Genomic DNA, 24,287 nt, shown 5'->3' with positions numbered 1-24,287 from the left:
AGCCGCTGTTACTTCCCCACCTGGATCCTCGGACGCGGCGACAGCGGCCGAGGCGGTTCGGGAAAATTGTTCAGCATGCGAGCGCGTCGGTCGGCGCGGCGCGGCGACGGGCCACGTCGGACCGACGGCGGCGACAATGCCTACTGCCCGCGCGCGATGGGATCAGGGGCGCTTGGGCAGCACGACCACGCGGCCGAAGAACTCGTCGATGCGGCGCACCACGTCGTTGAAGTCGTCCAGGTCGATCGGCTTGGTGACGTACGCGTTGGCCTGCAACGTGTAGCTGCCCACGATGTCGGTGTCGGCGTTCGAGGTGGTCAGCACCACGATCGGAATGGTCCGCAGGTCCTCGTCCTGCTTGACCGCGCCGAGCACCTGACGCCCGTCCATCCGCGGCATGTTCAGGTCCAGCAGGATGACGTCCGGTCGGCGGGCCTGCACGTGCCGGCCCTCGGCGCGCAGGAACTCCATCGCCTCCTCGCCGTCGCTGACCACGTCGATGATCTTGTCGACGTCGGAGTCGGCCAACGCCTCCTCGATCATCAGCACGTCACCCGGGTCGTCGTCGACCACCAGGATGCGTACCGGCTGCGGGCTGTCGCCCATCACTACCTGCCTCGGGTCGGCGGAGAGGAGACCGTAACGGTCACCGTGCTGGCGGGGAAATCTAGCCCATCAGGAGGCGCTCTGGGACGCCGGGTCCGCCGTGTCCGGAAGGTATCGCAGCACCTCGGCCAGGCCGGTGACGCGCAACACGCGCTCCACCCGCCCGTTGGCGCCCGTGATCCGCAACCAACCCCCGTCGGCGGCGACCTGGTTGTCGCCCCGAACGAACACGGCCATCCCGGTGGAGTCACAGAAGGTCAGGTCGGTGAGGTCGAGCAGCACCCGCCGCTCGCCGGCCGCGGTGAGCTTGTCGATGGCGGCAGCCAGCTCACCGGCGGTGCTCAGGTCCAGCTCACCGGCGAGCCGCAGGCAGGCCGCACCGCCGTCGCGCTCGGCGTCGCTGACGCTGAACGTCACCGTTCTCCCCCTCGCTCCACCGGTGGGTGGGACGTTTGCAGTCCGGCAAGTATACGCAGGAGGGTACGACGTTCCGCAGCGCGTGGTGATCGCCCGGAAGCGGGCCTCAGCCCCCGGAAGGGGACGTGGCAGGCAGTTCGGCGCGGCTGCGGGTCAGCGCGTACGACGCGCGGGGAAAGTCGCGCAGGACGGCGGCGTAGTGCTCAAGGGTCAGGGCGACGGCGCGGGCCGGCACCCCCCGACTCGTCAGGATCTCCACCAGCCAGCCGACGAACTCGGTGAACAGCGAGGCGTCGTCGACGTAGAGCGAGGCGGCCAGCGAGTCCACGACGTGCCCCAGGTCGCTCACCGTCGAGTCGAGCTGGGCGGCCGTGTACTCCCGGGTCGCCGGCACCCGCTCGCGCAGGTCGGTCAGCGCGCTGTCGATCAGCTCACCCCGGCGGCGGACGAGACTCGCGTACTCGTCGTCGGCCAGGTGCCCGAGCTGCGCCGCCGGCACCCGCCGCAGCGCCCGCTCGTCGGCGATCAACTCGGCCGCCGCCGGCGCGTTCGGCGCCCAGGCCGCACCGAGCCGGGCCGCCCACCGGCCGTCCGCGCCGAAGCCACGCCCGCCGACGACGACTGGCACGTCCGAACGCCGGCACGCCTCGATCATCCGGTGGGCGTGCGGCAGCCGCATCGGCAGCGCGCAGGCCAACGCGACAGCCTGCGCGTCGTGCCGGTGCAGGTACGACACCAGGTGCGCCGCCGGCACGCTGGCGCCCAGGAAGGTCACCTGCCAGCCGCGCAGCCGCAGCACCTCGGCCACCAGCCGGGGCGGCAGCGCGTGCCACTCACCGTCCATGCAGGCCACCACGATCCGCCCGCCGGTCGGACGCGTGTCGACGTACGCCGCCACCGCGGCCACCACCCGCTCGCTGATGTGGGTCGCCGCGTGCTCCTGGGCCACGCTCCACTCGTTGCGTGCCCACCGCTCACCCACCTCGGCCTGGGCCGGCGCGACCAGGTCGAGCAACACCCGCTCCGGCGGCACACCCGCGTCGAGCAGGCCGAGCGCCACGTCGATGGCGGCGTACTCGTCGGCGTCGGCGAGGCAGGCCAGGTAGCCGGGGTAGGCGTCGGTCGGGCCCGTGGTCGTGGCGGCGGCGGTCACGCGCTCTCCGGCTGCCCGTCGGCGCCTGTCGACGTGGGCACCGAGTGCAGGTGCCGCGCGGCTCGCCCACCCGGGCTGACCGCGCGCAGCGCCAGCACCGCGATGTCGTCGTGGTCGCCGTGCCCCAGCCAGTCACCTGTCACCTGCTCGACGCGTTCGGCAAGTGCCGGCGCCGGCATCCGCTGACACCCGGTCACCGCCGTGACCAACCGCTCCGCGCCGAACAGCTCGTCACCGCGGCGGCCCCCACGGGCCTCGGTCACGCCGTCGCTGTAGAGCAGGCAGGTCTCGCCCGGCGCCAACCGCACTGTCACCTCACCGACGCGCGGGTCGGGCACCACCCCGATCAGCATGCCGCGCAGCGGCACCGACTCGACCTCGCCCGACGTCCGCAGCACCAGCGGCGGCAGGTGCCCGCCCCCAGCCAACGTGAGCGTGACGCCCCCGTCGCGCTGCGGACGGGCCACACCGAGCACGATGGTGGCGAAGCGGCCCTGGCCGTGCGCCTGGGTCGTCTCCAGCAGCGCGTCGTTGAGCAGTCGCAGCAGCCGGCCGGGGTGCGACTCCACCCGGTGCAGGGCCTGAAGGCACTGGCGGAGCTGGCCGGTGAACACGGCCGCCTCGACGCCCTTGCCGGAGACGTCGCCGAGGAAGAACACGGAACCGCCGTCGGCGAGCCGGTGCGAACCGTAGAAGTCGCCGCCGATCCGCAGCCCCGCCTGCGCCGGGCGGTACGCCGTGCCCCACTGCACCCCGGCGGTCTCGGCCGGCTCGACCGGCAGCAGGCTGGCCTGCAGGGTGTCGGCGACCTCGGCCTGGTCGCGGTAGAGCAGAGCGGTGGTCAGCGCCGCGCCCGCCCGAGCCGCGAAGGCACGGATCAACCCGACGTCGTCCTCGTCGTACCACCGGCGGGAACGCCGGGCGACGAGCAGCACCCCGGCGGGGGCGTCCTGGCCGGGCAGCGGAACAACCCGGGCGGCGCTGTCGGCGCCCGAGAGGCCGGGCAGCCAGCCGGCGTCGACCGCCTGCTCCACCAACCAGTCGAGAGCGTGCGGCTCGACCCCGGTCAGCCCCTCGGCGATCGCGGCCGGCAGAGCGGGGCCGGCCAGGACGCCACTGTCGACAATCGGGGCCTCGTCGTCGACCCGGGAGGCCCGCCACCACCGCGCCCGCCCCGCGCGCGGGGCCAGCACCAGCACTGCCACCTCGGCCAGGGTCGGCACGGCAAGCCGGACGACAGCCGCGGCGGCCCGGTCGGGGTGCAGCGGGTTGCCCAGCTTGTCGCCCACGACGGCCAGGAAGGCGGAGCGGGCCCGCTCGGCGAGCAGCGCGTCGGCACGGCTGACGCTCTCGGTCACGTCCTCCACGTACCAGCAGCAGCGGCCTGCGGAGAGCGGCACCTGGCGGGCGGTGAGACGTCGCCCGTGGTGGGTGAAGCCTCCGGGGCTCCCCTCGCGCAGACCCGGCACGCCCGCGGCGGCCAGCGGCACACCGGGGACGGCCTCGGGCAGCAGCCGCTCGGCCACCGGACTGACGTGTCGGACGACGCCGTCGGCGTCGCAGACCACCAGGCCCTCGCGGAAGTGTTCGACGACCTCGGACCAGTCCGGTGTGGCCTGATCGCGGTCGGGGGCCAGCGGCGGCAGCACGGACGAAGGCCAGGACGGTGCGTCGGCGGACCACGCCAGCGCCCGTGTGGTACTCGGCGTGGAGATCCGTCCGTCGCCCGGGTCGGTGTCCCTGACGTCGGAAGCAGTCACCAGCTGAGCCTCACTCCTTGTCGTCCACCCGAGTCCGCACCGGAACCGGCGTCTGTGGTCAAATCTCTCCGACCACCCTACGCCGGTACGCCCCGACCGGCATCCCACGGCAGGTCGCGGGCCCTCGCTCGCGTGCCGGGCGGACCTGCTCGACGGTTGTTACGATCCCCTCGCACCGGCCAGAACGGCGGCGTGCGGAAAGGCGTGATCGTGCCATCTGTTGGGCGGGCCCCGGAGGCGTCACCGCTGAGCGTGTCAGTCGATCGGTCCGATCCCGACACGCACCTGATCCACGTGGGTGGCGAGCTGGCGTACACCACGGCGGCGCCCCTGCGCGCCGAGGTGGACCGGGTCCTCGCCGACGCGCCGCGCGCCCTCGTGCTTGACTTCGCCGACCTGACCTTCATCGACAGCAGCGGTCTGGCCGTGATCGTGCACGCCTGGCGGGAGGGCCAGTCGGTCGGCACGACCCTGCGACTGCGGGCGGTCCCCCGCTTCCTGACGGCGATCCTGGACATCACCGGGGTGGCGGCGCTGCTCGGCCGACCGATGCCGGCCAATCGCGCGGTCGGCCCCGGCTCACCGCAGTCCGCCGCTACCGCCTGACCCGGCGGCTCGCCGCCCCGGGGTTTGCGTTCCGCCGCCGGACTGGGAACATGGTGGGATGTCCCACAAGCTGTTGACCATCGAGGTGACCCGGCTCGACGCCTGTCACGTCCGGCTGCGGCTGACCGGCGAGCTGGACTACGACACCGCGCCCGACCTGGTCGCCGCCGCTGCTGAGCTGCACGGCGAGCAGCACGTGACGATCGACCTGGCCGGGGTCGGCCTCTGCGACTCGTCCGGGCTCAGCGCCCTGCTCGTGGTGCACCGGCGCGTCGGCGCGATCCGGCTGACCGGGGTCAGCGCCCGACTCCAGCAGATGCTTGACCGCACCGGGCTCACCGAGCTGCTGGCCGTGGAGACCGCCGTCGCCGGTGACAACGTCCGCGCCCTGGGCTGACGGCCGCATCGCCGCACCGCCGGGCCGCCCACCTGAGGAAAAGGGGGGTGGCCCCCGACCCTGGGACCTGGGGTCGGGGGCCGGAGAAATGTCTAGGGCGCGGTCATCGGCTGGAGCCGGGGCGCGCTGTCGCGCAGCTCGACGGTCGTCGGGGGTTCGATGTCGTCGGGTTTCCCCGAGTCGGGTGTCTGGTACAGGTAGCGGACAAACTTCCCACCCGCCTCGTTGTCGTCCGCACCCGGCCACTGGCCGATGCAGTCCATTCCGATGACTTCCCGGCCGGTTCCGTCGGCCTCCTCAAGCAGGGCCCACAGGCTCACCGGATAGCACCTGGTGGCGTCGGGCGTGAGCTGCCAGCGGGCGTACCAGCCGGGTCGAGCGGGAACGATCTCGACGATCTGTTTCATGGCGACCTTCCTTCCGCGTACCTCGGAAGAACTGTGGTCCTGCACCGATCCTGCGGGCCGCACGGGTGAGCGCCCCTCACCCGCGCCGGATGAAGCGTGCTCCGCGCTCGGCGCTACCCGGCCGGCAGCGTCCGTTTCGGCTCCCACGACGGCGGGAAGGCGACGGGCGCAGGATCGATCCCCAGCGAAAGGGGCGTCACCATGCGCAAGCAGATGGAGGGCGACAACCAGCGGCGCCGGGCGCTGGCCCGGCAGGCCCGCGAACAGGGCAGCCAGCCCAGTCAGTTCGGCGCCAGCCTGAGCGCCTCCAAGCAGCTCACCAGCCTGGATCAGGGCAAACGAGCCGGCCCACCACCGGCCGGACGGCACAAGTCGGACACCACGCGAGGTGGACCGGCGCCGCCGTCGCGGGGCACCGCGGACAACCCGCGACCGCAGCCTCCGCCCGGGGGAAGTGCCGGGGTGAACAGCGTGGGCTACCACGACCTGGTCGACGACGTCCGACGCCGCTCCGGCGTCGACTTCCGGACGGCCAAGGTGGGCGCCGAGGCGACAGTGCTGGTGCTGGCCTTCGCACTGGAGGCGGCGGAGCGGCAACGACTGCTCGCCGCCGTACCGAACTCACTGCACGACGTCGTCCCCGTCGACGGCATCGAGCGGCACCGGGACCTGCCCGGCTTCCTGGCCGAGGTGGGCCGGATCAGCGGGCGTACGCCCGAGCAGGCCCGCTACCAGGTCGAGGCGACGCTCGCCGCGCTCGCCGAGCAGGACGGCGACCTGGTCGAGTCCCTGCACGTCCCCGACGGTCTGCGGGAGCTACTGAACCCGCCGGCGGCCGGTGGCGGCATCGTGGGCGCCTCCACCACCACGCCCACCCTGGACGAGGCCCAGCTCCGGGCGGCGCTCGACGACCTGCCGTACTGGGCCGGGGACAGCACCGGCCTGTACCGCGTGATCGCGCTGCCGCCGGACAACCTGGACCGGGTGCTCGCCCGGCTGGACCGGCTGCGCGCGGACACCGGACGCGGCCCGAGCATCGGGCGACCGGGCGGCACGGCCGCCGTGCTCACCGTCCGCACCGGTCAGGCGGACGGGGTGACCGCGCTCGACGTGGACCTCGCCCACTCGATCGACGACGCCATCGACGAGATGGGTGCCGGGATGGCCGGCGGCTGACCCGCCGCGACGGCACGCGCGGGCCGACGGACGCGGGGTACGACCCGCGCCGTCGGCCCGTCGGCCCGCGCACCTCGGACGATCCGGCGCGGCCCGTCGGCGGGCACCGGCACCGGCTCGGTTAGCGTGCCGTCATGAACCGTGCCGCCGACCGGTTGGAGCTGGTCGCCGATCCGGTCCGCCGAACCGGACGGACGCTGCTTTCCGCGGGCGTCGAGCAGTCGTACGTGGATGTCGAGGATCCGCGACACCTGCACTTCGAGTACGTCAGGCGGATCGCCTCGGCAGTGGAGCTGGCGGCCCCGGCGGGCGTACCGCTGAGCGTGCTGCACCTCGGCGGCGGCGCGTTGACGCTGCCGCGCTGGCTCGCCGCGACGCGGCCGGGCTCCGCGCAGCGGGTCATCGAGCGGGACCCGGCGGTGGTCGAGCTTGTCGCCCGGGAGTTGCCGCCGCTGCCGCCCGAGGTGCGCGTGGAGGTCGCCGACGCCCGGGACGCGGTCACTGCCGCCCCCGCCGACGCGTACGACCTGGTGATCGCCGACATCTACCGGGCGGCCCGGATGCCCGCGCACGTGCGCACCGTGGAGTTCGCGGCCGAGGTGGCCCGCGCCCTGCGCCCCGGCGGACTCTGTCTGATCAACGTGACGGACCTGCCGCCGCTTGTCGGCACCCGCGTACAGGTGGCGACGCTGCGGGCCGTCTTCGGAGACGTCTGCGTGTTCGGGGACCGCCGGATGCTGCGGGGCCGGCGCTACGGCAACGTGGTGCTCGCCGCGACGCATCGGCCCGGCGGGCTGCCGGTGGGCCGGCTCGCGGCGGCGGCCCTGCGCGACCCGATCCCCGGCGGGCTGCTGCACGCGGCCGCGCTCGACACGTTCGTGGCCGGCGCCCACCCACTCGCCGACGCCGCCGCGTAGGGCGGGTCGACTCGTCCGCATTGCCGGGTTTCCGGTGGTGTGGGCGGGGAAGGCCCGGTGGGTGAGCAACGCCGACGATCGGGCCACCGCCCGCCGGGCCCTGGTCGTGATCGGTCTGGTGCTGGCGACCGCGCTCGCGCTCGCCTTCGTGTACGCGACACGCCGGGTGCTGGTCTGGGCAGTGGTGGCCGCCTTCTTCGCGGTCGCGCTCAAGCCGTCAGTGGACTGGCTGCAACGCCGGTTCGTCCGGCGGCGGGCCGTGGCCACGCTGCTCGTGTTCCTCGCCGCGTTCGTCGTGGTGGCGGTCCTCGCCACCGTCATCCTGGTGCCGCTGCTGGACGAGCTGGGCCGGTTCGCCGACCGGGGGCCCGACCTGCTGCGCGACGCGCGCGCCGGCCGCGGTCCGCTGGGCCAGCTCGTGGACCGCACCGGGATACGTCGCTACGTCGCCGAGCACTCCGACCAGCTGCGCGACTTCGGCAGCCGGCTGCGACAACCCGCCGTCGGCGTGCTGCGCGGCGTCCTGGAGACGGTCGCGGGGCTGGTCACAGTCGTCGTGCTGGCGTACCTCATGGTGTTGGAATCGCCGCGGATCACCCGCGGCGTGCTCGCGGCGGCCGGGGACGGTCAGGGCGAGCGCCTGCGCCGGGTCGGCCGGGAGGTGTCGCGGACGGTGACCGGCTATCTCACCGGCAACCTACTGATCAGCGTGATCTGCGGGGCGTTGACGTTCCTGGTGCTGGTCCTGACCGGGGTGCCGTTCGCGGGCGTGATCGCGCTGTTGGTGGCGGTGGCCGACCTGATACCGCTTGTCGGCGCGACGATCGGCGCGGTGATCGCCGCCGGGGCCGGGTTCCTGCACTCCCCCACCGCCGGGGTCGTCGTGCTCGTCTTCTTCGTGGTCTACCAGCAGGTCGAGAACCATCTGCTCCAGCCGCTGATCCTGGCGCGCGCGGTGCGGCTCAACCCGCTGACAGTGCTGCTGAGCGTGCTGCTCGCGGCGGAGCTGGCCGGGCTGCTCGGCGCGCTGCTGGCCATCCCCGCCGCAGGCATCGTCCAGACGCTGCTGCGCGAGTACGGGCCGCGACGGCTGAACCCACCCCCACCGGCCGACCCCGGCGGACCTCGCCCCCCGGCCGAGCACGGACCGGCCGGTCCCGCCCCCTCGCGGGGCTGACCGGCCGGGTCGACGGGTTCCGCTCAGCGGCCCCGCACCGCCACCTCCGGTGAGGTGCTCTCCAACGGAACCGCGTTCGCCGGGACCAGCCCCAACTGCACGGCCGAGCGGGTCAGCGCGGCGTCGAGCACCCAGTCGGCGCCCACGCGGGTGCGGTTGCCGGGCATCGCCATCAGGTGGTACGCCCGGGTGACAGCCTTGGCCGGCAGCCCGCCCAGGTTGACGTGCAGCGGGTTCGCGGCAGCGTCCTTGCCACCCAGGTCGACCACCCAACCCAGATCGTGGTGCTTGTACGGCTTGCGCTGGCCGAACCCGTACGACGCGGCGATGTTGTGCGCCGCGCGCTTGCCCTGCCGCTGCGCGTGCTGGGCCGTCATGCCGCAGATCTGCCCCGGGTTGACCAGGTCGGGCACGGCGGCGGCGTCACCGCAGGCGAAGACCTCCGGGTAGCCGGGGACGTTGAGGAACTCGTCGGTGACCAGCCGGCCCCGGTCGGTACGCAGGCCCAGCTCGTTGACGAACGGGTCGGGCCGCACGCCCACACACCACACGAGCGTGCAGGTCGGGATGTACTCGCCGTCGGTGAGCTTGACCCCGTCGCAGGTCGCCTCGGCCACCGACGTGCCCATCCGTACGTCCACGCCACGCCGGTTGAGCACCTTGTGCGAGGTGTCGGACATCCGCTTGTCCAGCTCGGGCAGCACCCGGGGGGCGACGTCGAGCAGCATCCAGCGGGGCCGGACGGTGAGCCGGGGTCGCTGCGCGTGCAGCGCGTCGGTGAACAACTGCCCGTGCGCGGCGACCTCGGTGCCTGTGTAGCCCGCCCCGACGACCACGAAGGTGGAGCGCGCCTGCTGCTCCGCCGGGTCCTCGGCCTGCTCGGCCAGCTCGATCTGGCGGACGATGTGGTCGTGCAGGTAGACGGCCTCGGGCAGGCCACGGAAGCCGTGCGCGTACTCGGTGACACCCGGGATGGGCAGCAGCTTGTTGACGCTGCCCACGGCGAGCACCAGCCGGTCGTACGCCAGGCGGTTCTTCTCCCCCTCGGCCTGGGTGAAGCCGACCCAGCGGTTCTGCAGGTCGACGTGGTCCGCCTCGCCGATCACCACCCGGACGCCCTTGAGGGTGCCGGTCAGCGGCACCGCGATCCGCTTGGGCTCGACCACCCCGGCCGCGACCTCGGGCAGCAGCGGCAGGTACAGGAAGTAGTCGGTGGAGTTCAGCACCACGATCTCGGCCCGGTCCCGGGCGATCCGGCTCAACGTCTTCGCCGCGTGGTAACCGGCGAACCCGGCCCCCACGATCACCACACGAGGTTTCGTCATTGCGGGCCGTTTCCCGTCGCAGCCCGGGACAAACGTCGAACCGCCCGCGTACGGTCAGCTCGCCTGGAGCCAGACGTGGCCCGTGCCGCCCACCGCCTCCACGCCCCACTCCCGCCCGAAGGCGCGCACCCGGTGGGCGGTGATGCGGCCGAACTCCTCCGGGATGTCCGGGTCGAGCATCAGTCGGCCCTCGACCGGGTTGAGGCCCAGCAGCGCGCGGATCAGCGCCAGCGGCGTGCCGGCGGCCCACGCCTGCGGGCTGCACGCCGTCGGATAGGGCACGGCGAACAACAGCCGTTCGCGGTCGTATCCGCTGAGCGCCTCGGGCAGCCGGTGGTCGAACTGCTCGGCCGCGTCGAACATGGCCAGGCTGATCCGGTTCGCCTCCGCCCGGTAGCCGTAGCGGGCCAGGCCGAGCGCGGCGATTGAGTTGTCGTGCGGCCAGACCGTGCCGAGGTGGTAGCCGAGGGCGTTGTAGAGCGGTTCCTCCCGCGACAGCGTGCGGATGCCCCAACCGGAGAACATGTCCGGCGACATGAGCTGCCGCACCACCGCGTCGGCCCGCGCCCGCGGCACGATCCCGCTCCACAGCAGGTGGCCCATGGCGGAGGTCTTGGAGTCCACCTGGTTCTTGTCGCCGTCGAGGGCGACCGCGTAGTAACCGCCGCGCTCGTCGATCCAGAAGTCCCGGTTGAACCGTTCGTGGAGGGTGCCGGCCTCGTCGCGCAGCCGACGGGCCAGGACGGGGTTGGCCAGCGGACCGTCGAACAGCTCGGCCAGTCGCAGCTTCGCGTCGTAGGTGTAGCCCTGGATGTCGGCGGTGGCCAGCGGCAGCACGGGGATGCGCCCGTCGGCGAAGCAGATCCCGTCGGGCGAGTCCCGCCAGCACTGGTTGCCCAGGCCCTCCGGGGAGCGGGTGGCGTACTCGACGTAGCCGTCACCGTCGCGGTCGCCGTAGTCGTCGATCCAGCGCAGCGCGGCAAGCGCGTTGTCGTGCAGGTGCCGGACGGTCTCGTCGTCGCCGGTCCAGCGCCAGTACTCGGACAGCAGGATCAGCCAGAGCTGGGTGGCATCGGCGGTGCCGTAGTACGGCCCGTACGGCTTCTGACCGCTGCGGGTCAGCTCGCCGCTGCGGACCTCGTGCAGGATCTTGCCGGGCTCCTCGTCGGTGAAGTCGTCGAAGGCGTCACCCTGGAGTCGGGCCAGCGCGAGCAACGCACCCTTGGCCAGCGTCGGCCCGGCGACAAGCGTCTGGTAAGCGGTGATCAGCGTGTCCCGTCCGAAGACGGTGAGGAACCAGGGCAGCCCCGCGCCGGGCAGCAGGATCCGCTGACCCTTGACCTCCAGGTCGAGCCGCAGGGCCGACAGGTCGTCGCGGGACTGGCGGATGGTGCGCTCCAACGACTCGTTGTCGCTGCGCAGCACGGCGCGGTCCGCGGTCCACCGGCGCAGGGGGTCGTCGACCCGGCCGTGGATGACGTCCGCGATGTCGCCCCGCACCGGCTCGACCACGCCCATCCCGGGCGGCAGCGGCACGTCCAGATCCATGTGCCAACTCTCACGCGGGGTGAGGTACAGGTCCCAGACCAGCTCGTCGCCCTCGATCCGGTCGGCCGGCGTCGCGCAGCACACCCGGGTCTGGGCGGAGAAGTCCCCGTTGCGGTAGGAGAAGCGCAGCTCGGAGCCGTCGGCGGCGTGGTCGCGACTGATCTGCGCCGAGCGCTCCCGGACCACCGACTTGACCTCGAACAGGTCGGCGAAGTCGACGGCGACGGCGAGCCGTAGCTGCACCCGCACCGGTTCCGGTCGGAACGACAGCAACTCCACCCGCTCGTGGAAGCCGTCGCCGACGTAGCGCAGCCGCCGGATGCCGAGACTGTTCGGCGGCAGGCCGGGCAGCTCGGGGTTGGTGAGCACGTACTGCGCGGAGTAGTGCTCGATCGTCTGGGCCCGCAACACCAGCAGCTCACCGCCGTTGACGGTCAGGGTCCAGCCGCTGATCAGCCGGGTGTCCAGGTGCACGAGCCCGCCGATGCTGCCCGCCGGGACGTCGCCGCTCGAATTCGAGTACATGAACGTGGGGCCGCTGAGCACGGCGAGGGAGTCGGGGCCCAGCTCCGGCGGTATCGCCCGCTGGTCGCCGCTCTGCCCGACCTCGCCCACCAGTCCGGGCGTGGGGTCGGCGGGGGTCGCGCGTACGACAGCCATGACACCCACCGTAGGAATACCGTGACGGGGCGTCATCACCCGGTCCGGGTGAAAACTCCGCCACCATCGACGTCGCACGATGTGGACAGACACCATCATCGATGGGCAGGATGCCGGAATGGGATCAGACGACACAGGCGCGGGGCCCACGAGGTCCACCCGCCGCACCTTCCTGTCCGCCTCGGCCGCCGCCACCGCGGCGACCGCCGCCACCGTCGCGGTGCCCGCGCTCGCCGCACCCGCCGCCGCCACAGACGCCGTTCCGGCCGGCCCCGGCCACCCGGCCCGCCCCCAGCGGCCCGACCGTGAGCTGCGTGAACTGCTGCGCCAGGTCGACCCCCGCCGGATCGAGGCGATCGTGCGCCGGCTGGCCGCGTTCGGCACCCGGCACACCCTCTCCAGCCAGGACGACCCCCAGCGGGGCATCGGCGCCGCCCGGGACTGGATCCACGCGCGCCTGCAGGAGTACGCGGCCACCTCCGGCGGCCGGATGACAGTCGAACTCCAGTCGTACGTCCAGGAGCCGGCGTCGCGGATCCCCACCGCCACCCGGATCACCAATGTGGTGGCCACCCTGCGCGGCCAGAGCGCGCCGAACCGCACCTACGTGGTGACCGGCCACTACGACTCCCGGGTCACCGACGTGATGGACGCCGTCAGCGACGCGCCCGGCGCCGACGACGACGCGTCCGGGGTGGCCGTGGTGCTGGAGCTGGCCCGACTGATGGCCACCCGCCCCACCGCCGCCACTGTGGTGTTCGCCGCGGTCGCCGCCGAGGAGCAGGGCCTGTACGGCTCGACCTACCTGGCCGCACAGCTCAAGGCGGCAGGCGCGGACGTGCAGGGCATGTTCAGCGACGACATCGTGGGCAGCAGCACCGCCGACGACGGCACCCGCGACCCGTACGCGGTGCGCCTCTTCGCCGAGGGGGTGCCGACCGCCGAGACACCGGCGGAGGCCACCACCCGCCAGTCCGTCGGCGGTGAGAACGACTCACCGTCGCGGCAGCTCGCCCGGTTCGTCCGGGACGTGGCGGAGAACGACGCGACAGGCATGCGGGTGCGGGTGATCTACCGGCGGGACCGCTATCTGCGCGGCAGCGACCACATCTCGTTCCTGCGCGAGGGCTGGCCGGCGGCGCGGTTCACCGAGCCGAACGAGGACTTCGCCCACCAGCACCAGGACGTCCGCGTACAGGACGGCCAGCAGTTCGGTGACCTGCCCGAGTTCTGCGACTTCCCGTACATCGCCCGGGTGGCCCGGGTCAACGGCGCGGCGCTGTGGTCGCTGGCCCAGGCGCCCGGCACGCCCAAGGGCGCCGTCATCGTGACCACCGACCTGACCAACAACACGACGCTGCGCTGGCAGCGCGGCGACGAGCCGGGCCTGGCCGGCTACGAGGTGGTGTGGCGGGAGACCACTGCCGCCGAGTGGCAGCGGGTGATCGGAGTCGGTGACGTCACAGAGGTCAGCATCGACCTGTCCAAGGACAACGTCTTCTTCGGCATCCGCGCCGTGGACCGGGAAGGCCGCAGAAGCCCGGTAGCCTTCCCCCGCCCCGGCGCCTGACCCCGCGTTGATCAAGAGGTTTGCGTCACGACACGCCGATGCCCGTGACGCAAACCTCTTGATCACGCGGAGGTCACGCGGGAGGTGGGGTGGGCGGTGGGGTGGGCGGTGGGGTGGTGGTGGCCGTTATGGCCCAGCGTTCGTGGTCGCGCCACTCGCCGTCGATGAACAGGTAGTCCGGGGAGAAGCCTTCCAGGCGGAAGCCGAGCTTGCGGGCCACCCGCCGCGACGGTTCGTTGCCCGGCTGGATGTTCGCCTCCAGGCGGTGCAGCCCGGCAGTCGTGAACGCGTGGTCGATCACCAGCGCGATGCCCGCCGAGGCGTGCCCGGTGCCGCTGTACGGCTCGAACGCCGCGTACCCCAGGTAGCCGCCGCGCAGCGCGCCCAGGACGATGCCGCTGATGTTCACGTAGCCGGCGACGGCGCCGCTGGCACGGTCGCAGATCAGGTAGCCGGCGCTGTCCCGGCGGCGGATGCGGCGCAGGTAGTTGTCGTACTCCTGCGGGCTCGTCGGCGCGGCCAGCCACGGATGGTGCAGGTCCCGGCTGCGCCGCGCGGCCGCCACGAACTCGTCGACGTCGGTGGGCCGGGGTCGCCGGATCGCGGCGCGACCATCGCTGCGCAGGTATCTCACGGCCGACCACTCTGACCGACCGGCCCGGCCGTTGTCCAACCGGCCCGCCGCCGCTGCCCGATGGCCGGGGCCGTTCGCACCGGGCGTGCGCCCTACCATCGTCGGCATGGCAACGCGGCTTGTGCAGATCAACATGAAGGCTCTTGACGACGCCGCCCTGGGCGGTTTCTGGGCGGAGGTGCTCGGCTGGGGAATCTCCAGCGAGGGACCGGGTGTCACCAATCTCGAACCCGAGGGCTTCGTCTACCCCGATCCCGTCGCCGTCTGCGTCGACCTCGTCGTCTCCGCGGAGCCCAAGACGGTGAAGAACCGCGTGCACCTCGACCTGGCGACCACCTCGGCGGCACATCAGGAGGAGGTGGTGGCGCGGCTGAAGGGTCTCGGCGCGACCCTCGCGGACGTGGGTCAGGGCGACGTGCCGTGGACGGTGATGGCCGACCCGGAGGGCAACGAGTTCTGCGTGCTGGACTCGCTCTACGAGGACACCGGACCGATCGCCTCGGTGGTGGTCGACTGCGCCGATCCGCGTCTCATGGCCCGCTTCTGGGGCGAGGCCACGGACTGGACAGTGCACAAGGTGACCGACCGCAGCGCGGTGCTGCGCTCGGCTCAGGGAGTCGGCCCGTACCTGCAGTTTCTTCGCACGCCCGACGCGAAGACGGTGTGGAACCGCGTCCATCTCGACGTCCGCCCCTACCCGGGCGACGACCTGGAGGCCGAGGCGGCCCGCCTGCGGTCTCTCGGCGCCACGGACGTCGACCTGGGCGGGGGCACCGTTCCGTGGACAGTCCTGGCCGACCCGGAGGGCAACGAGTTCTGCCTCCTCACGCCGGCCTGACCCACACCCCGGCCTTCGTGGTGCTCAACGCGGGGCGCGAACCGCCGAGACGAGCCCGCCCACGCCCTCGTCCTGCTGCGGCGGGGTGGGCACCGGACGCCCGTAGGCCGCGGCGCGCTCGCGCAGCGTGAAGGTCTCCGCCTCCCAGCCGAGGCCGTCCAACCAGCCCACCGGGTCCTCCGGCATCTCCGAGACCCACATCGACGCCGCCGATCCCTGGGCGGCGTCCTCGCGGAAGCGCTCGACCACACCGCGCGAGCCCAGGGTGAGGCCCATCCTGCTGCCTGGTGCGGACAGCGCGCCGACCCGTTCGAGAAGCGACTCCACCGCGTCCTGGGGTAGGTAGATCAGCAGTCCCTCGGCGATCCACACGGTCGGCTGCGCCGGGTCGTGCCCGGCCGCGGCCAGGGCGCCGGGCCAGTCCTCGCGGAGGTCGACCGGGACGGTGATCCGCTCGCAGCGCGCAACGGCACGCTCCTGACGCAGCACCGCGGCCTTGAAGCCGAGCGGTTCGGCCGTGTCGACCTCGAACAACCGGGTGCCCGCGGGCCAGTCCATCCGGAAGGCCCTGCTGTCCATCCCGGCTCCGAGCAGCACGACCTGCCGGACGCCGGACGCGACCGCCCGATCCAGCAGGTCGTCCAGGAACTTCGTCCGGATGACGATCGAGAAGGCCACACCGAGCCGGCGGCGTCGCGCCGCCTCATTCGCGTGCGGGGGCGGCGGCGTCCCGGGGCCTCTCCCGCCGGCGGTGGCGAAGGCCAGCGCCAGCGGGTCCCGGAACAGCGGCTGCTCGCGTGCCGTCTCCATCGCCCGCACCCGGGCCACGCCCACGGCGGTGGCCCACACCCCGGTTGGCTCGATCGGTCCTGCCGCGTCGGTCACTCGTCCAGCCTAGCCAGGGCCTGTGTCACGCCATCTCGTGCACGGTCGTGCGCCCCGAAGCCGGGGCTCAGCCCAGCACGGGTTCGTCGGGTGGCAGCGACCGTGACTCGGACCGGTGACGACGGGCGAGGTGACTGACGCCGGCCACTGTGGCAGCGAGCACCGTGATGAGGATGGCCAACGGTAGCGGCTGACCGTCGAAGTGCCGCATCGCCGTGGTGACGAGCAGCGGGTCGGGGATGAGCCAGCCGGCGACGAGGCCGGTGAGGCCGACACCGAGGATGACGGCGGGCCGGTGGCGGCGGACCGCGAAGGCGGCTCCGACAGCGACGACGGCGGCGGCGAGAATCCCGATGACCGCCGGCACGGCGTCGTGAACGTACACGCCGTGGCGTCCCCATTCTCCGGTGCCCTTCCAGGCGAGGACCCCGAGCGGGACGAGGGCCCACCAGAACAGGCGCGGCCGGGGCGCGGTCCACCGCTCGCGGCCGGCGATCACAAGCAGAACAAAGATCAAAACTGGGATGGCGTACGCGAAGACTAGCTGGCCGGGGTCGATCCCCATGCCGGCGCCGCTGAGCGCGTCGATGACGAACCAGCCAACGGTGGCCGTCAGCAGTATCGCCTGCAGGGTGAGGGCGGTCCGCGTCGCGCCGCACAGCCAGGCGATCAGCGGTGCGAGGGGCACCAGCCCCAGAGCGACTGTCTGTGGCCAACCGGAGATGACGGCCGGCATGTCGCTGGCGAGGACGGCGCCGGTGAACAGGTCCAGGGTGCTACCTGCGGGCTGGGTGCCGGCGGCGACGAGCAGGGCGCTGAGCGCGGTGGTGAGGGCCGCGGTGGTGACGGGCGTCGTGAGTCGCAGCCGGACCGCCAGAGCGATGAGGTGCAGGGTCTCGTGGCGGCTCGGGTGTCGGCGGCCGTGGTCGAGGTCCAGCAGCAGGCCGAGCAGTTCCTCGCCACGGGCGTCGCGGTGCGTGGCGGGCAGCAGGCGCAGCAGCCGTCGGTATCGCCGCTCCAGGGGGCTCATGCCGGCGTTCATCCGTTGGTCCCCAGGCGCGGGGCGCCGCGGGCGGCACGCTTGTTGAGGCGCTCCTCGGCGAGCCGAACCGCCGTGGCCATCCGCCGGCTCTCCGCGCGGATGGCGTCCGCACCCGCGTCGGTCAGCTTGTAGAAACGGCGGAGCCGGCCCTTCTCCACCTCGTCGTGGTCGGGGGCGATGAGGCCCTGGCCGACAAGGCGGTCGAGGGCCCCGTAGAGGGTGCCGGCGCGTAACCGGATCCTGCCGCCGGTCATCTCGTCGACCTCTGTCACCACTGCGTAGCCGTGGCGGGGTTGGTCGGCGAGCGCGGAGAGGATCAGGAACGTCTGTTCACTGATGTCCATGCACTATATATATCGCGCCACGGTATATATAGCAACGGCACTTGGCTTGCGGCGAAGGGCGCTGGCCATCCGCTGTGGCTGCCCGCCGTGGGAGTGTGCTGGTGAGCGGTATACCTCAGAGGTATGAATATGACTCTGAGGTATACCGCCGACGACCGCATCCGCCCCCACGGAGGTCACCGACAGTCACCGCCGGCCGCCGGCTGCGCCCACCGCCCCAGCCCGGGTCAGGAGTTACCCGCCTAGCGGGGCGTCAACAGCAACCGGAACTCGGTGGCATCGGGGTCGGCCAGCACCACAGCGTCCTCCCCGTCGGCGGCGACCACTGTCGCGCCGAGGGAGAGCAGGCGGTCGACCTCGGCCTGCGGGTCGTCGCCGTCGTCGACCGCGAGGTCGAACGTCACCCGGTCCCTGCTCCCCTTGGGCATCAACGGCGGACCACCCCAGGCGATCTTCGGCCCGCCCAGGGGTGACTGGATGGCGGTCTCCTCGTCCTGGTCCCAGACCAGCGGCCACCCGAGCGCCTCGCTCCAGAAGTAGCCGACGGCCCGCGTTCCGTCGCAGGCCAGATCACCGAGGAAGCCGCAGCCGGCGAGGAACGTGTTGCCCGGGCCGAGGACGCAGAACTCGTTGCCCTCGGGGTCGGCGAGCACGACGTGGCTCTCCTCCGGGAGCTGGCCGACGTCGGTGTGCCGCGCGCCCAGCTCCAGCGCCCTGGCCACCGTCTGCCGCTGGTGGTCAGGCGAGTCGCTCGTCAGTTCGAGGTGTGCCCGGTTCTGCAGGACCTTCGGCTCCGGGATCTGCGGAAAGCGCAGCCGGAAGCCGGTCTTGTCGTCGGGCAGCACGAGGACGCCGTCACGGGGGTCGTCGACCAGCTCCCGACCCAGGACCTCGGACCAGAACCGTGCGACACGCAGGGGTTCGTTCGCGCCGAAACACACCGCGAAGAGGTGACTTGCCATTGCTGCGCTCATCTCCGATCAGTGGAGGGGACAGCCCGGACGGGCCGGAGATCGGAGCCTACGGATCCGGACGTGCCACCCGCACCCGAGTTATCGACGCGACGGCAGTTGATCGCCGCTACGCCGGGTGAGCCGCGACGCTCCGGTGAGCCGCGTATCATTGCCGCGGAACTTCGTATCCCTGGTTCGAGAAACACGTCGCAGATGAACTCGGGACCTCGCCGCGAGCGAGGAGAAGGTGGCGGCTTCGGTTCACGCTGCCTACCGTACGGAGATCGACATGGACATCGGCCTCGGCCTGCCCATCAGCGCACCGGCCCGCCTGCTCGACTGGGCCACCGCCGCCGAAGCACACGGCTTCGACAGCCTCGCTCTGCTGGACCGCCTCACGTTCGACAATCCCGAACCGTTGACCGCCCTGGCGGTCCTCGCCGGCGCCACGACGCGCATCCGTCTTCAGACGGAGGTCCTGCTGGGCCCGCTGCGCGAGACCGCCCTGCTGGCCAAGCAGGTCGCCACCCTCGACCGCATGTCCGCGGGCCGGTTCGTCCTCGGTATCGGCGTCGGCGGTCGCGACGACGACCACGCCGCCGCCGGCACCCCGATCGGTCAGCGGGGTCGGCTGTTCGACGAGCAACTCGCCGCCCTGCGCGAGATCTGGCGGGGCCAGCCGTACCGCGGCACGACGATCGGGCCCCGCCCCACCGCGCTCGGAGGGCCACCGATGCTGATCGGAGGGTTCGCCGCGCCGGCGCTGCGACGCGTCGGCCGCTACGCCGACGGGTTCGTTTGCGCAGCACCCCTGACCTGGGCCGGCCCCCTGGTCCGTACCGTCCAGGAGGGGTGGGAGGCGGCGGGCCGTCCGGGCCGGCCGCGCCTGGTGTGCCAGGTGAACGTCGCGGTCGGCTCGCCCGCCACGATCGACGAGGCGCGCGCCGCCATCGCCGCCTACTACGCGTTCACCGGCCGGCCCGGTTGGGGTGAGCCGTTGAGCGACCCGGCGCAGATCGCCGACACCGTCGCCGCGTACCGGGAGTTCGGCGCGGACGAACTGGTGTTGTACTGCTACGGCGCTGACCCCCGGCAGGTGGACCTGCTGGCGGAGATCGTGCGCTGAGTCCGGGACACCGGATCGGGGCCGCCGCGTCGAGGCAGCGCGTGTTGCGTCGACGCGGCGGCCCCGGTCGGTCAGTGACGCTCGGCGAAGGTGACGAAGGCACGCCAGGCGGCCGGGGCGACGACAACACCGGGGGCAGAGGCCAAGGACTCAGCCTTCCAGGTAGGCGAGGACCGCCAGGATGCGGCGGTTGTCGTCCTCGGAGGGCTTGAGACCAAGCTTGGTGAAGATGTTGTTGCTGTGGTTGCTGACGGTTTTCTCGGTGACGAACATCCGGGCGGCGATCGCGGCGTTCGAGCGGCCCTCGGCCATCAGGGTGAGGACCTCGTGCTCGCGTGGGCTCAGCTCCAGGAGCTTAGGGTCGGCGGAGCGGTGGGTGAGTAGCGCACTCACCACATCAGGGTCCATAACGGTGCTGCCGGTAGCGACCTGCCGGACACTGGCGACGAATTGGTCGACGTCCGTAACCCGGTCCTTCAACAGGTAGCCGACCGCGCCCGCGCGATCTGACATCAGTTCCCTGGCGTAGATCTGCTCGACATACTGCGACAGCACCATGATGGGCAGCCCTGGAATCTGGCGGCGGGCCTCGATCGCGGAACGCAGCCCCTCGTCGGTGAAGGTCGGCGGCAACCGCACGTCGACGATGGCGACGTCGGGGCGGTGCGTCGTCAGCGACCGGATCAGCGCGGGGCCGTTGTCAACGGCTTCCACGACCTCGAATGAATTGGCCCGCAGGATCCTGATCAGGCCCTCGCGGAGCAGGGCGAGGTCCTCGGCTATCACGATACGCACGGCAGCGACATCCTCACCTCGGTAGGTCCGCCCGGCGGGCTGTCAACGGTCAGCGTGCCGTCGAAGGCCGCCAGGCGACGGACGATGCCACGCAGGCCCGTGCCGGAATCGATCGAAGCACCCCCACGGCCGTCGTCGGACACCAGCATCGTCAGTTCCCCGGCAGCGCCGCCCCGGTGGTGGGGTGCGAACTCCACGGTGATCCGGATCTGCTGGGCCTGGGCGTGCTTGATGGCGTTCGACAATGCCTCGGCGACGGCAAAGTAGGCCGCGGACTCGATCGGGGCCGGCAGCCGTCCGGGTAGGCGGGTCACCACCGTGACCGGGATCGGATTGACCAGGGCCAAGGCGTTGAGTGCGCCGTCCAGGCCACGGTCGGCCAATACCGGCGGATGGATGCCTCGCACCAGGTCGCGCAGCTCGGTGAGGGCGCTGGAGGTCGACTCGCGGGCCTCGGCCAGCAACTGCTTGACGGCCTGCGGATCGTTGGGCAGTAACTGTTCGGCCAAGCCCAGGCTCATACCCAGCGACACCAGCCGGGCCTGCGCGCCGTCGTGCAGGTCGCGTTCGATTCGGCGTAGTTCACCGGCCTGGGTGTCGACGGTCTCAGCTCGCGAGGTCGCCAACTGTCGGACACGGGCCCGCAGGCGCGCCTGTTCGGTGGGGCCGAGCAGAGCGCGGATCACCCGAGCGTTGAGGTTCGCGAGGCGCACCGCAGTGACGTACCAGAGCAGAAGGAAAACCGGACCGAGCGGTACCAGCCCGAACGACTGCGCGACGCTGTGCAGCCGGAAGCCCTCCCCCATCGGGGTGCGGAATACCTGAGATGGCGTCAGCTGATAGATGAGCGGATAGGTCAGGTATACGACTCCGCAGACGAAGAACAGCAGCGACAGTCCGCAACTCAACCAGATGGTGATCGAGTTGACCACCAACCAGATCCAGTCCCGCCACGTCGCCGGGTCGCGCAGGATCGTCCAGAGCCGCACCGGCCACCCGGCGTCCGGCGTCGGCTGATAGGGCCGGGCGGGCACCGGCTCGCCGAGCCGGGCGGCGGCCCACTGGCGATGCAGGTCGGCAAACCAGCGCACCAGTACGGTCGCGAGCAGGGTCAGTGGGATTCCGGCGCCAAGCGCGGCGATCGATATCGAGGTGATCCAGAGTGTGGCCAGCACGGCACCCAGGACCGCGCCCGGCAGCAGCACCAGTGACCAGCCCAACAGGCTCATCCGCTGGGCCAGCGCGGAGCGCGTCATCGGACCACTGCGAGCGACGCGACCCGGCCCGGAGCCCTCCCGCGAGGGCGAGGAGCCGCCGGACATGGCGATTCCGCTGTTATCGGTCATCTCACTCCATCAGTGCGCATCGTGCCGAACCGCCGGCCTGGTGATTCATGTTGGCCGGCGATCCGCACGTCCCCACGGTCGGTGTCCTCACGTCGCGTGGGATCCAGCGACCATGGTGTCCGTCCGTGGTCCACGGAGGCTCGCATCGCCGATCGACGGCTCGATCGATCGACACCCGCACACACGCTACCCATCGCGTAAGCAGTTCCGGCCCGCTCCCCGAATCTCGACCACTGTCAACCAGGCTCGCCGGTCCTGTCAGCCGTCGGCCCGATGGCCTTCACTTGACGGTGGCGGTCATCTGTTCGATTTCCTTGAGCACCAGGGCGGGCGCGTCCTGGGGAACGTCGTGCGAGCTTCCCTCGGCGATGACGAGTGTGCGGTCGGGCCCCGCCTTGGTGAACGCCGCCCCCGCGTCGCGCCAGGCCTGAGCGTCCTGCGGAGATCCATCGAAGGGCGTCTTCTCCGACACGATATAGATGACGGGAACGCCGTCGGGCCAGGAAACCTTGTGGTACGCCTGGTGCGTGGGACCGAAGTTGTCGGCCGTGGCGATGAGCTGGCGGTTCGCCTTCGTCGACGGCGCCTTCTTGAGCGATTCGATCTGCGGCGCGGTTAGCGCCACGAGGCGTTGGGTCTGGGTGTCGGTGAAGAACTGCGGCACGTTGGCATCGATGAGCACCGCCCCGGAGACAACGCCGGGGTTCGCGAGGACGAAGTAGTGGGCCACCTCTCCTGCCTGCGAGTGGCCCGCGAGGACCACGTTCTGGGTGACGCCGAGTTCACGCAGACCGGCCTGCAGGTCGGAGGCGGCGGCCTCGGGGTCCCATGGGCCCTTCACCTCCTCGCTGGCGCCCAGACCGGCCCGGTCGTAGGTGATGATCTGCGATCCGGTGGCCTGCGACAGCTGCGGCACCAGCGCATCCCAGTACGAGGAGTCCTCGCCACCGCCGGCGTCCAGCACGATGGTGGGAGAACTTCCGGGCGTGACGTGGAAGGCAAGCTGATGCCCGTTGTTGGCGATCATGTGCAAGCCCGCTGCGGGGGCCGCACGTGCCGGGCCGGCCGCGCTTGTCGAGGTCGAGGGAACCGCGGCTGCCGAACTGGCCGCGGGCGCGGCCTTCGGCGCCGCCGAGTCATCACACCCCGCGGCTGCCGCTATCACGGCGACGGGAAGGACGAGCGCCAGGGCTGCCCGATGGAACCGGGAGATCTTCTGCGTGGTCATGGAAATGAGCTTCCACGGTTTCTAGATCTTGCTCGATCCTGCCACCTCCCAATCGGGTTGGGAGTTACCCCTACCCTCGCCGGCTCAACCCCGACGAGGCGCCCGCCCCGCAGGCGCTGTTCGCGCGGTTCGTCGGCTGGACCCTGTACCGGCGACCGCTCATCGCCCCGGACTGACCCGGCGGGTCACCCGCAGCGGGACCGCCGACGTTGTGGCGGGTTTGTAGTGTCCAGAGCCTGACGTAGACCAACGGGGACGGCGACGAGGAGGTCTGGTGGACACGGGGGCGCAGGATCCGGTCGTCACCGCCCTGTCACGCCTGGTGCCGGATGGCGTCGTCCGACACCAGCTGACCCGTGAGTCGGGCCGGCGATTGCGGTGGGTGGAGGCCGGCGGGGCCGAGCCAGCCGTCGTCCTGATCTCGGGGGCCGGCGAAGTGGCGCTGGACTGGGCCGTCGTCCTGCCCACGCTTGCCGAGACGTCCCGCGTCATCGCCTACGACCGCGCCGGCCTGGGTGCCAGCGACCCCGTCTCGCGGCTGACACTGGACTCTCAGGTACGCGACCTGGTGGCGCTGCTCGACCACGTCGGTCCCGCCGTGCTGGTCGGTCACAGCTGGGGCGGACTGCTCGCCGAGCTGACCGCCCTCGCCCGGCCCGACCGCACACGTGGCGTGGTCCTCGTCGACCCGTTCCACGAGGACACCACGGCGCAGGTGCCACTGGCGCTGCGGGTTTCGTCGAGTCTCGTGCTCGGCGCCCTTCCCGTGCTCAAGGCGATCGGGCTCTTCAACCGGATCGCCGCGAACGTGGGCCGCGAACTCGCACGGCGCTGCACCGACGACCCGACGACCCAGGCAGTGGTCACGGCGGCGTACGTGGCCAGCTACGGCACGTACGCGCAGGTCGCGACCATCCGCGCGGAGAACCGCCTCGCCAACGCCTGCACCGGCGAGGTCCGTGCCGCCCGCGCGGTATCGGCGGTCCCCGACGTGCCGATGAGAGTCCTCACGGCGACCCGCGGCAAGCCCGCCGCGCTGCAACAGCGCTCCCGCGACCTCGCCGAGCGGACCGCCGCGCTCTTCGCACGCGGCGTCCACCGCGAGGTGCCCGACAGCGGCCACTACATCCACAAGGAACAGCCCGCCGCCGTGGTGGACGCCGTCCGCGCCGTCCGCGCCGAGGCGGATCGGGACACGCCGTAGCGGCGCGCGGGAGTCCGTCGCACCGGCTCAGCGGGCGTACCACCGGGCCAGCCACGGGGTGAGCGCAGCCCGGGGACCAGCAACTGAAGGACGTGCACGACGGCGCCGTAGGCAAAGACCAGCACGGCCGCCGACACGACCAGCCGGACCCGCAGTGGTACGCCCTGCCAGCG

The 24,287-nt window shown here is 72.0% G+C and carries 24 protein-coding genes; 9 read left to right on the top strand and 15 right to left on the bottom strand.

What is annotated here, in order from left to right; genetic code table 11:
• Positions 1-162: 162 nt before the first annotated feature.
• The 4 genes from OOJ91_RS01995 to OOJ91_RS01980 form a co-directional block, all read right to left on the bottom strand.
• A complete protein-coding gene (locus tag OOJ91_RS01995; RefSeq protein WP_266241734.1) occupies positions 163-606 on the bottom strand; it encodes a response regulator in 444 nt (147 codons plus the stop codon).
• Between the two features lie 69 nt (positions 607-675).
• A complete protein-coding gene (locus OOJ91_RS01990; RefSeq protein ID WP_266241732.1) occupies positions 676-1,023 on the bottom strand; it encodes an STAS domain-containing protein in 348 nt (115 codons plus the stop codon).
• A gap of 106 nt (positions 1,024-1,129) precedes the next feature.
• On the bottom strand, positions 1,130-2,176 hold the full coding sequence (locus tag OOJ91_RS01985) for a cobalamin B12-binding domain-containing protein (protein ID WP_266241730.1): 1,047 nt from the start codon (positions 2,174-2,176) through the stop codon (positions 1,130-1,132).
• Complete coding sequence (locus OOJ91_RS01980; protein ID WP_266241728.1) at positions 2,173-3,936, bottom strand: SpoIIE family protein phosphatase; 1,764 nt, start codon at positions 3,934-3,936, stop codon at positions 2,173-2,175. Before OOJ91_RS01980 ends, OOJ91_RS01985 begins: the two co-directional genes overlap by 4 nt.
• A gap of 252 nt (positions 3,937-4,188) precedes the next feature.
• Here OOJ91_RS01980 and OOJ91_RS01975 point away from each other — a divergent pair, with 252 nt between their 5' ends.
• Positions 4,189-4,542: an STAS domain-containing protein gene (locus OOJ91_RS01975; RefSeq protein ID WP_266241726.1), complete on the top strand. Its 354-nt coding sequence runs from the start codon at positions 4,189-4,191 to the stop codon at positions 4,540-4,542.
• Positions 4,543-4,600: 58 nt separating this feature from the next.
• The gene (locus OOJ91_RS01970) at positions 4,601-4,939 is read left to right on the top strand and encodes an STAS domain-containing protein (RefSeq protein WP_266241724.1); all 339 of its coding nucleotides are present in this window, start codon (positions 4,601-4,603) and stop codon (positions 4,937-4,939) included.
• A 92-nt stretch (positions 4,940-5,031) separates the two neighbouring features.
• On the opposite strand, the gene OOJ91_RS01965 is transcribed toward OOJ91_RS01970, so the two are convergent.
• Positions 5,032-5,346 (bottom strand): hypothetical protein, encoded by a 315-nt coding sequence (locus tag OOJ91_RS01965; protein ID WP_266241722.1) that lies wholly within the window; start codon positions 5,344-5,346, stop codon positions 5,032-5,034.
• Between the two features lie 201 nt (positions 5,347-5,547).
• Here OOJ91_RS01965 and OOJ91_RS01960 point away from each other — a divergent pair, with 201 nt between their 5' ends.
• From OOJ91_RS01960 to OOJ91_RS01950, 3 genes are all read left to right on the top strand, one after another.
• Complete coding sequence (locus OOJ91_RS01960; RefSeq protein ID WP_266241720.1) at positions 5,548-6,522, top strand: DUF2267 domain-containing protein; 975 nt, start codon at positions 5,548-5,550, stop codon at positions 6,520-6,522.
• Positions 6,523-6,656: 134 nt separating this feature from the next.
• Positions 6,657-7,439, top strand: a complete 783-nt coding sequence (locus tag OOJ91_RS01955) for a spermidine synthase (RefSeq protein WP_266241718.1) — start codon at positions 6,657-6,659, stop codon at positions 7,437-7,439.
• 61 nt (positions 7,440-7,500) lie between these two features.
• A complete protein-coding gene (locus tag OOJ91_RS01950) occupies positions 7,501-8,616 on the top strand; it encodes an AI-2E family transporter (RefSeq protein WP_266241716.1) in 1,116 nt (371 codons plus the stop codon).
• Between the two features lie 23 nt (positions 8,617-8,639).
• On the opposite strand, the gene OOJ91_RS01945 is transcribed toward OOJ91_RS01950, so the two are convergent.
• On the bottom strand, positions 8,640-9,941 hold the full coding sequence (locus OOJ91_RS01945; RefSeq protein WP_266241714.1) for an NAD(P)/FAD-dependent oxidoreductase: 1,302 nt from the start codon (positions 9,939-9,941) through the stop codon (positions 8,640-8,642).
• Positions 9,942-9,995: 54 nt separating this feature from the next.
• The gene (locus OOJ91_RS01940; RefSeq protein WP_266241713.1) at positions 9,996-12,149 is read right to left on the bottom strand and encodes an amylo-alpha-1,6-glucosidase; all 2,154 of its coding nucleotides are present in this window, start codon (positions 12,147-12,149) and stop codon (positions 9,996-9,998) included.
• 118 nt (positions 12,150-12,267) lie between these two features.
• Between OOJ91_RS01940 and OOJ91_RS01935 the strand changes: the two genes are divergently transcribed.
• On the top strand, positions 12,268-13,719 hold the full coding sequence (locus OOJ91_RS01935) for a M20/M25/M40 family metallo-hydrolase (RefSeq protein WP_266241711.1): 1,452 nt from the start codon (positions 12,268-12,270) through the stop codon (positions 13,717-13,719).
• A gap of 73 nt (positions 13,720-13,792) precedes the next feature.
• Here the strand turns inward: OOJ91_RS01935 and OOJ91_RS01930 are convergent, their stop codons facing one another.
• Positions 13,793-14,353, bottom strand: a complete 561-nt coding sequence (locus OOJ91_RS01930; RefSeq protein ID WP_266241710.1) for a GNAT family N-acetyltransferase — start codon at positions 14,351-14,353, stop codon at positions 13,793-13,795.
• Positions 14,354-14,459: 106 nt separating this feature from the next.
• On the opposite strand from OOJ91_RS01930, the gene OOJ91_RS01925 reads away from it, so the two are divergent.
• Positions 14,460-15,191 (top strand): VOC family protein, encoded by a 732-nt coding sequence (locus OOJ91_RS01925; protein ID WP_266241708.1) that lies wholly within the window; start codon positions 14,460-14,462, stop codon positions 15,189-15,191.
• A gap of 24 nt (positions 15,192-15,215) precedes the next feature.
• On the opposite strand, the gene OOJ91_RS01920 is transcribed toward OOJ91_RS01925, so the two are convergent.
• The 4 genes from OOJ91_RS01920 to OOJ91_RS01905 all read right to left on the bottom strand — a co-directional run bounded on the left by OOJ91_RS01920 (position 15,216) and on the right by OOJ91_RS01905 (position 18,424).
• A complete protein-coding gene (locus OOJ91_RS01920) occupies positions 15,216-16,076 on the bottom strand; it encodes a class I SAM-dependent methyltransferase (protein ID WP_266241706.1) in 861 nt (286 codons plus the stop codon).
• A 67-nt stretch (positions 16,077-16,143) separates the two neighbouring features.
• Positions 16,144-17,118: a hypothetical protein gene (locus tag OOJ91_RS01915; protein ID WP_266241703.1), complete on the bottom strand. Its 975-nt coding sequence runs from the start codon at positions 17,116-17,118 to the stop codon at positions 16,144-16,146.
• Entirely contained in the window at positions 17,115-17,462 is a 348-nt protein-coding gene (locus OOJ91_RS01910; RefSeq protein ID WP_266241702.1) for a PadR family transcriptional regulator, read from the bottom strand. The genes OOJ91_RS01915 and OOJ91_RS01910 overlap by 4 nt, the downstream gene beginning before the upstream one ends.
• A 242-nt stretch (positions 17,463-17,704) precedes the next feature.
• Complete coding sequence (locus tag OOJ91_RS01905) at positions 17,705-18,424, bottom strand: VOC family protein (RefSeq protein ID WP_266245226.1); 720 nt, start codon at positions 18,422-18,424, stop codon at positions 17,705-17,707.
• A 280-nt stretch (positions 18,425-18,704) separates the two neighbouring features.
• Between OOJ91_RS01905 and OOJ91_RS01900 the strand changes: the two genes are divergently transcribed.
• Positions 18,705-19,541, top strand: a complete 837-nt coding sequence (locus OOJ91_RS01900; protein ID WP_266241700.1) for an LLM class flavin-dependent oxidoreductase — start codon at positions 18,705-18,707, stop codon at positions 19,539-19,541.
• Positions 19,542-19,691: 150 nt separating this feature from the next.
• On the opposite strand, the gene OOJ91_RS01895 is transcribed toward OOJ91_RS01900, so the two are convergent.
• From OOJ91_RS01895 to OOJ91_RS01885, 3 genes are all read right to left on the bottom strand, one after another.
• On the bottom strand, positions 19,692-20,336 hold the full coding sequence (locus tag OOJ91_RS01895) for a LuxR C-terminal-related transcriptional regulator (RefSeq protein ID WP_266241698.1): 645 nt from the start codon (positions 20,334-20,336) through the stop codon (positions 19,692-19,694).
• Positions 20,324-21,592 carry a sensor histidine kinase gene (locus OOJ91_RS01890; RefSeq protein ID WP_266241697.1) on the bottom strand — a complete coding sequence of 423 codons (1,269 nt, stop codon included), beginning with the start codon at positions 21,590-21,592 and terminating at the stop codon, positions 20,324-20,326. Before OOJ91_RS01890 ends, OOJ91_RS01895 begins: the two co-directional genes overlap by 13 nt.
• A 370-nt stretch (positions 21,593-21,962) precedes the next feature.
• Complete coding sequence (locus OOJ91_RS01885) at positions 21,963-22,910, bottom strand: alpha/beta fold hydrolase (protein ID WP_266241695.1); 948 nt, start codon at positions 22,908-22,910, stop codon at positions 21,963-21,965.
• Positions 22,911-23,184: 274 nt separating this feature from the next.
• On the opposite strand from OOJ91_RS01885, the gene OOJ91_RS01880 reads away from it, so the two are divergent.
• The gene (locus OOJ91_RS01880) at positions 23,185-24,114 is read left to right on the top strand and encodes an alpha/beta hydrolase (RefSeq protein ID WP_266241693.1); all 930 of its coding nucleotides are present in this window, start codon (positions 23,185-23,187) and stop codon (positions 24,112-24,114) included.
• Positions 24,115-24,287 lie beyond the last annotated feature (173 nt).

It is taken from the genome of Micromonospora lupini (assembly GCF_026342015.1).
GTDB classification, from domain to species: Bacteria; Actinomycetota; Actinomycetes; order Mycobacteriales; family Micromonosporaceae; genus Micromonospora; species Micromonospora lupini_B.
The sequence above is the reverse complement of the archived record's forward strand: the minus strand, read 5'-3'. Positions and strand labels throughout refer to the sequence as shown.

What these genes read in the sequence shown, in the direction of transcription:
- OOJ91_RS01960 (WP_266241720.1), top strand. Translation starts at nt 5,548, where the DNA reads ATGCGCAAGCAGATGGAGGGCGACAACCAGCGGCGCCGGGCGCTGGCC.
- OOJ91_RS01940 (WP_266241713.1), bottom strand. Translation starts at nt 12,149, where the DNA reads ATGGCTGTCGTACGCGCGACCCCCGCCGACCCCACGCCCGGACTGGTG.
- OOJ91_RS01890 (WP_266241697.1), bottom strand. Translation starts at nt 21,592, where the DNA reads ATGACGCGCTCCGCGCTGGCCCAGCGGATGAGCCTGTTGGGCTGGTCA.
- OOJ91_RS01995 (WP_266241734.1), bottom strand. Translation starts at nt 606, where the DNA reads ATGGGCGACAGCCCGCAGCCGGTACGCATCCTGGTGGTCGACGACGAC.
- OOJ91_RS01935 (WP_266241711.1), top strand. Translation starts at nt 12,268, where the DNA reads ATGGGATCAGACGACACAGGCGCGGGGCCCACGAGGTCCACCCGCCGC.
- OOJ91_RS01945 (WP_266241714.1), bottom strand. Translation starts at nt 9,941, where the DNA reads ATGACGAAACCTCGTGTGGTGATCGTGGGGGCCGGGTTCGCCGGTTAC.
- OOJ91_RS01885 (WP_266241695.1), bottom strand. Translation starts at nt 22,910, where the DNA reads ATGACCACGCAGAAGATCTCCCGGTTCCATCGGGCAGCCCTGGCGCTC.
- OOJ91_RS01965 (WP_266241722.1), bottom strand. Translation starts at nt 5,346, where the DNA reads ATGAAACAGATCGTCGAGATCGTTCCCGCTCGACCCGGCTGGTACGCC.
- OOJ91_RS01905 (WP_266245226.1), bottom strand. Translation starts at nt 18,424, where the DNA reads ATGGCAAGTCACCTCTTCGCGGTGTGTTTCGGCGCGAACGAACCCCTG.
- OOJ91_RS01970 (WP_266241724.1), top strand. Translation starts at nt 4,601, where the DNA reads ATGTCCCACAAGCTGTTGACCATCGAGGTGACCCGGCTCGACGCCTGT.
- OOJ91_RS01925 (WP_266241708.1), top strand. Translation starts at nt 14,460, where the DNA reads ATGGCAACGCGGCTTGTGCAGATCAACATGAAGGCTCTTGACGACGCC.
- OOJ91_RS01955 (WP_266241718.1), top strand. Translation starts at nt 6,657, where the DNA reads ATGAACCGTGCCGCCGACCGGTTGGAGCTGGTCGCCGATCCGGTCCGC.
- OOJ91_RS01915 (WP_266241703.1), bottom strand. Translation starts at nt 17,118, where the DNA reads ATGAACGCCGGCATGAGCCCCCTGGAGCGGCGATACCGACGGCTGCTG.
- OOJ91_RS01910 (WP_266241702.1), bottom strand. Translation starts at nt 17,462, where the DNA reads ATGGACATCAGTGAACAGACGTTCCTGATCCTCTCCGCGCTCGCCGAC.
- OOJ91_RS01900 (WP_266241700.1), top strand. Translation starts at nt 18,705, where the DNA reads ATGGACATCGGCCTCGGCCTGCCCATCAGCGCACCGGCCCGCCTGCTC.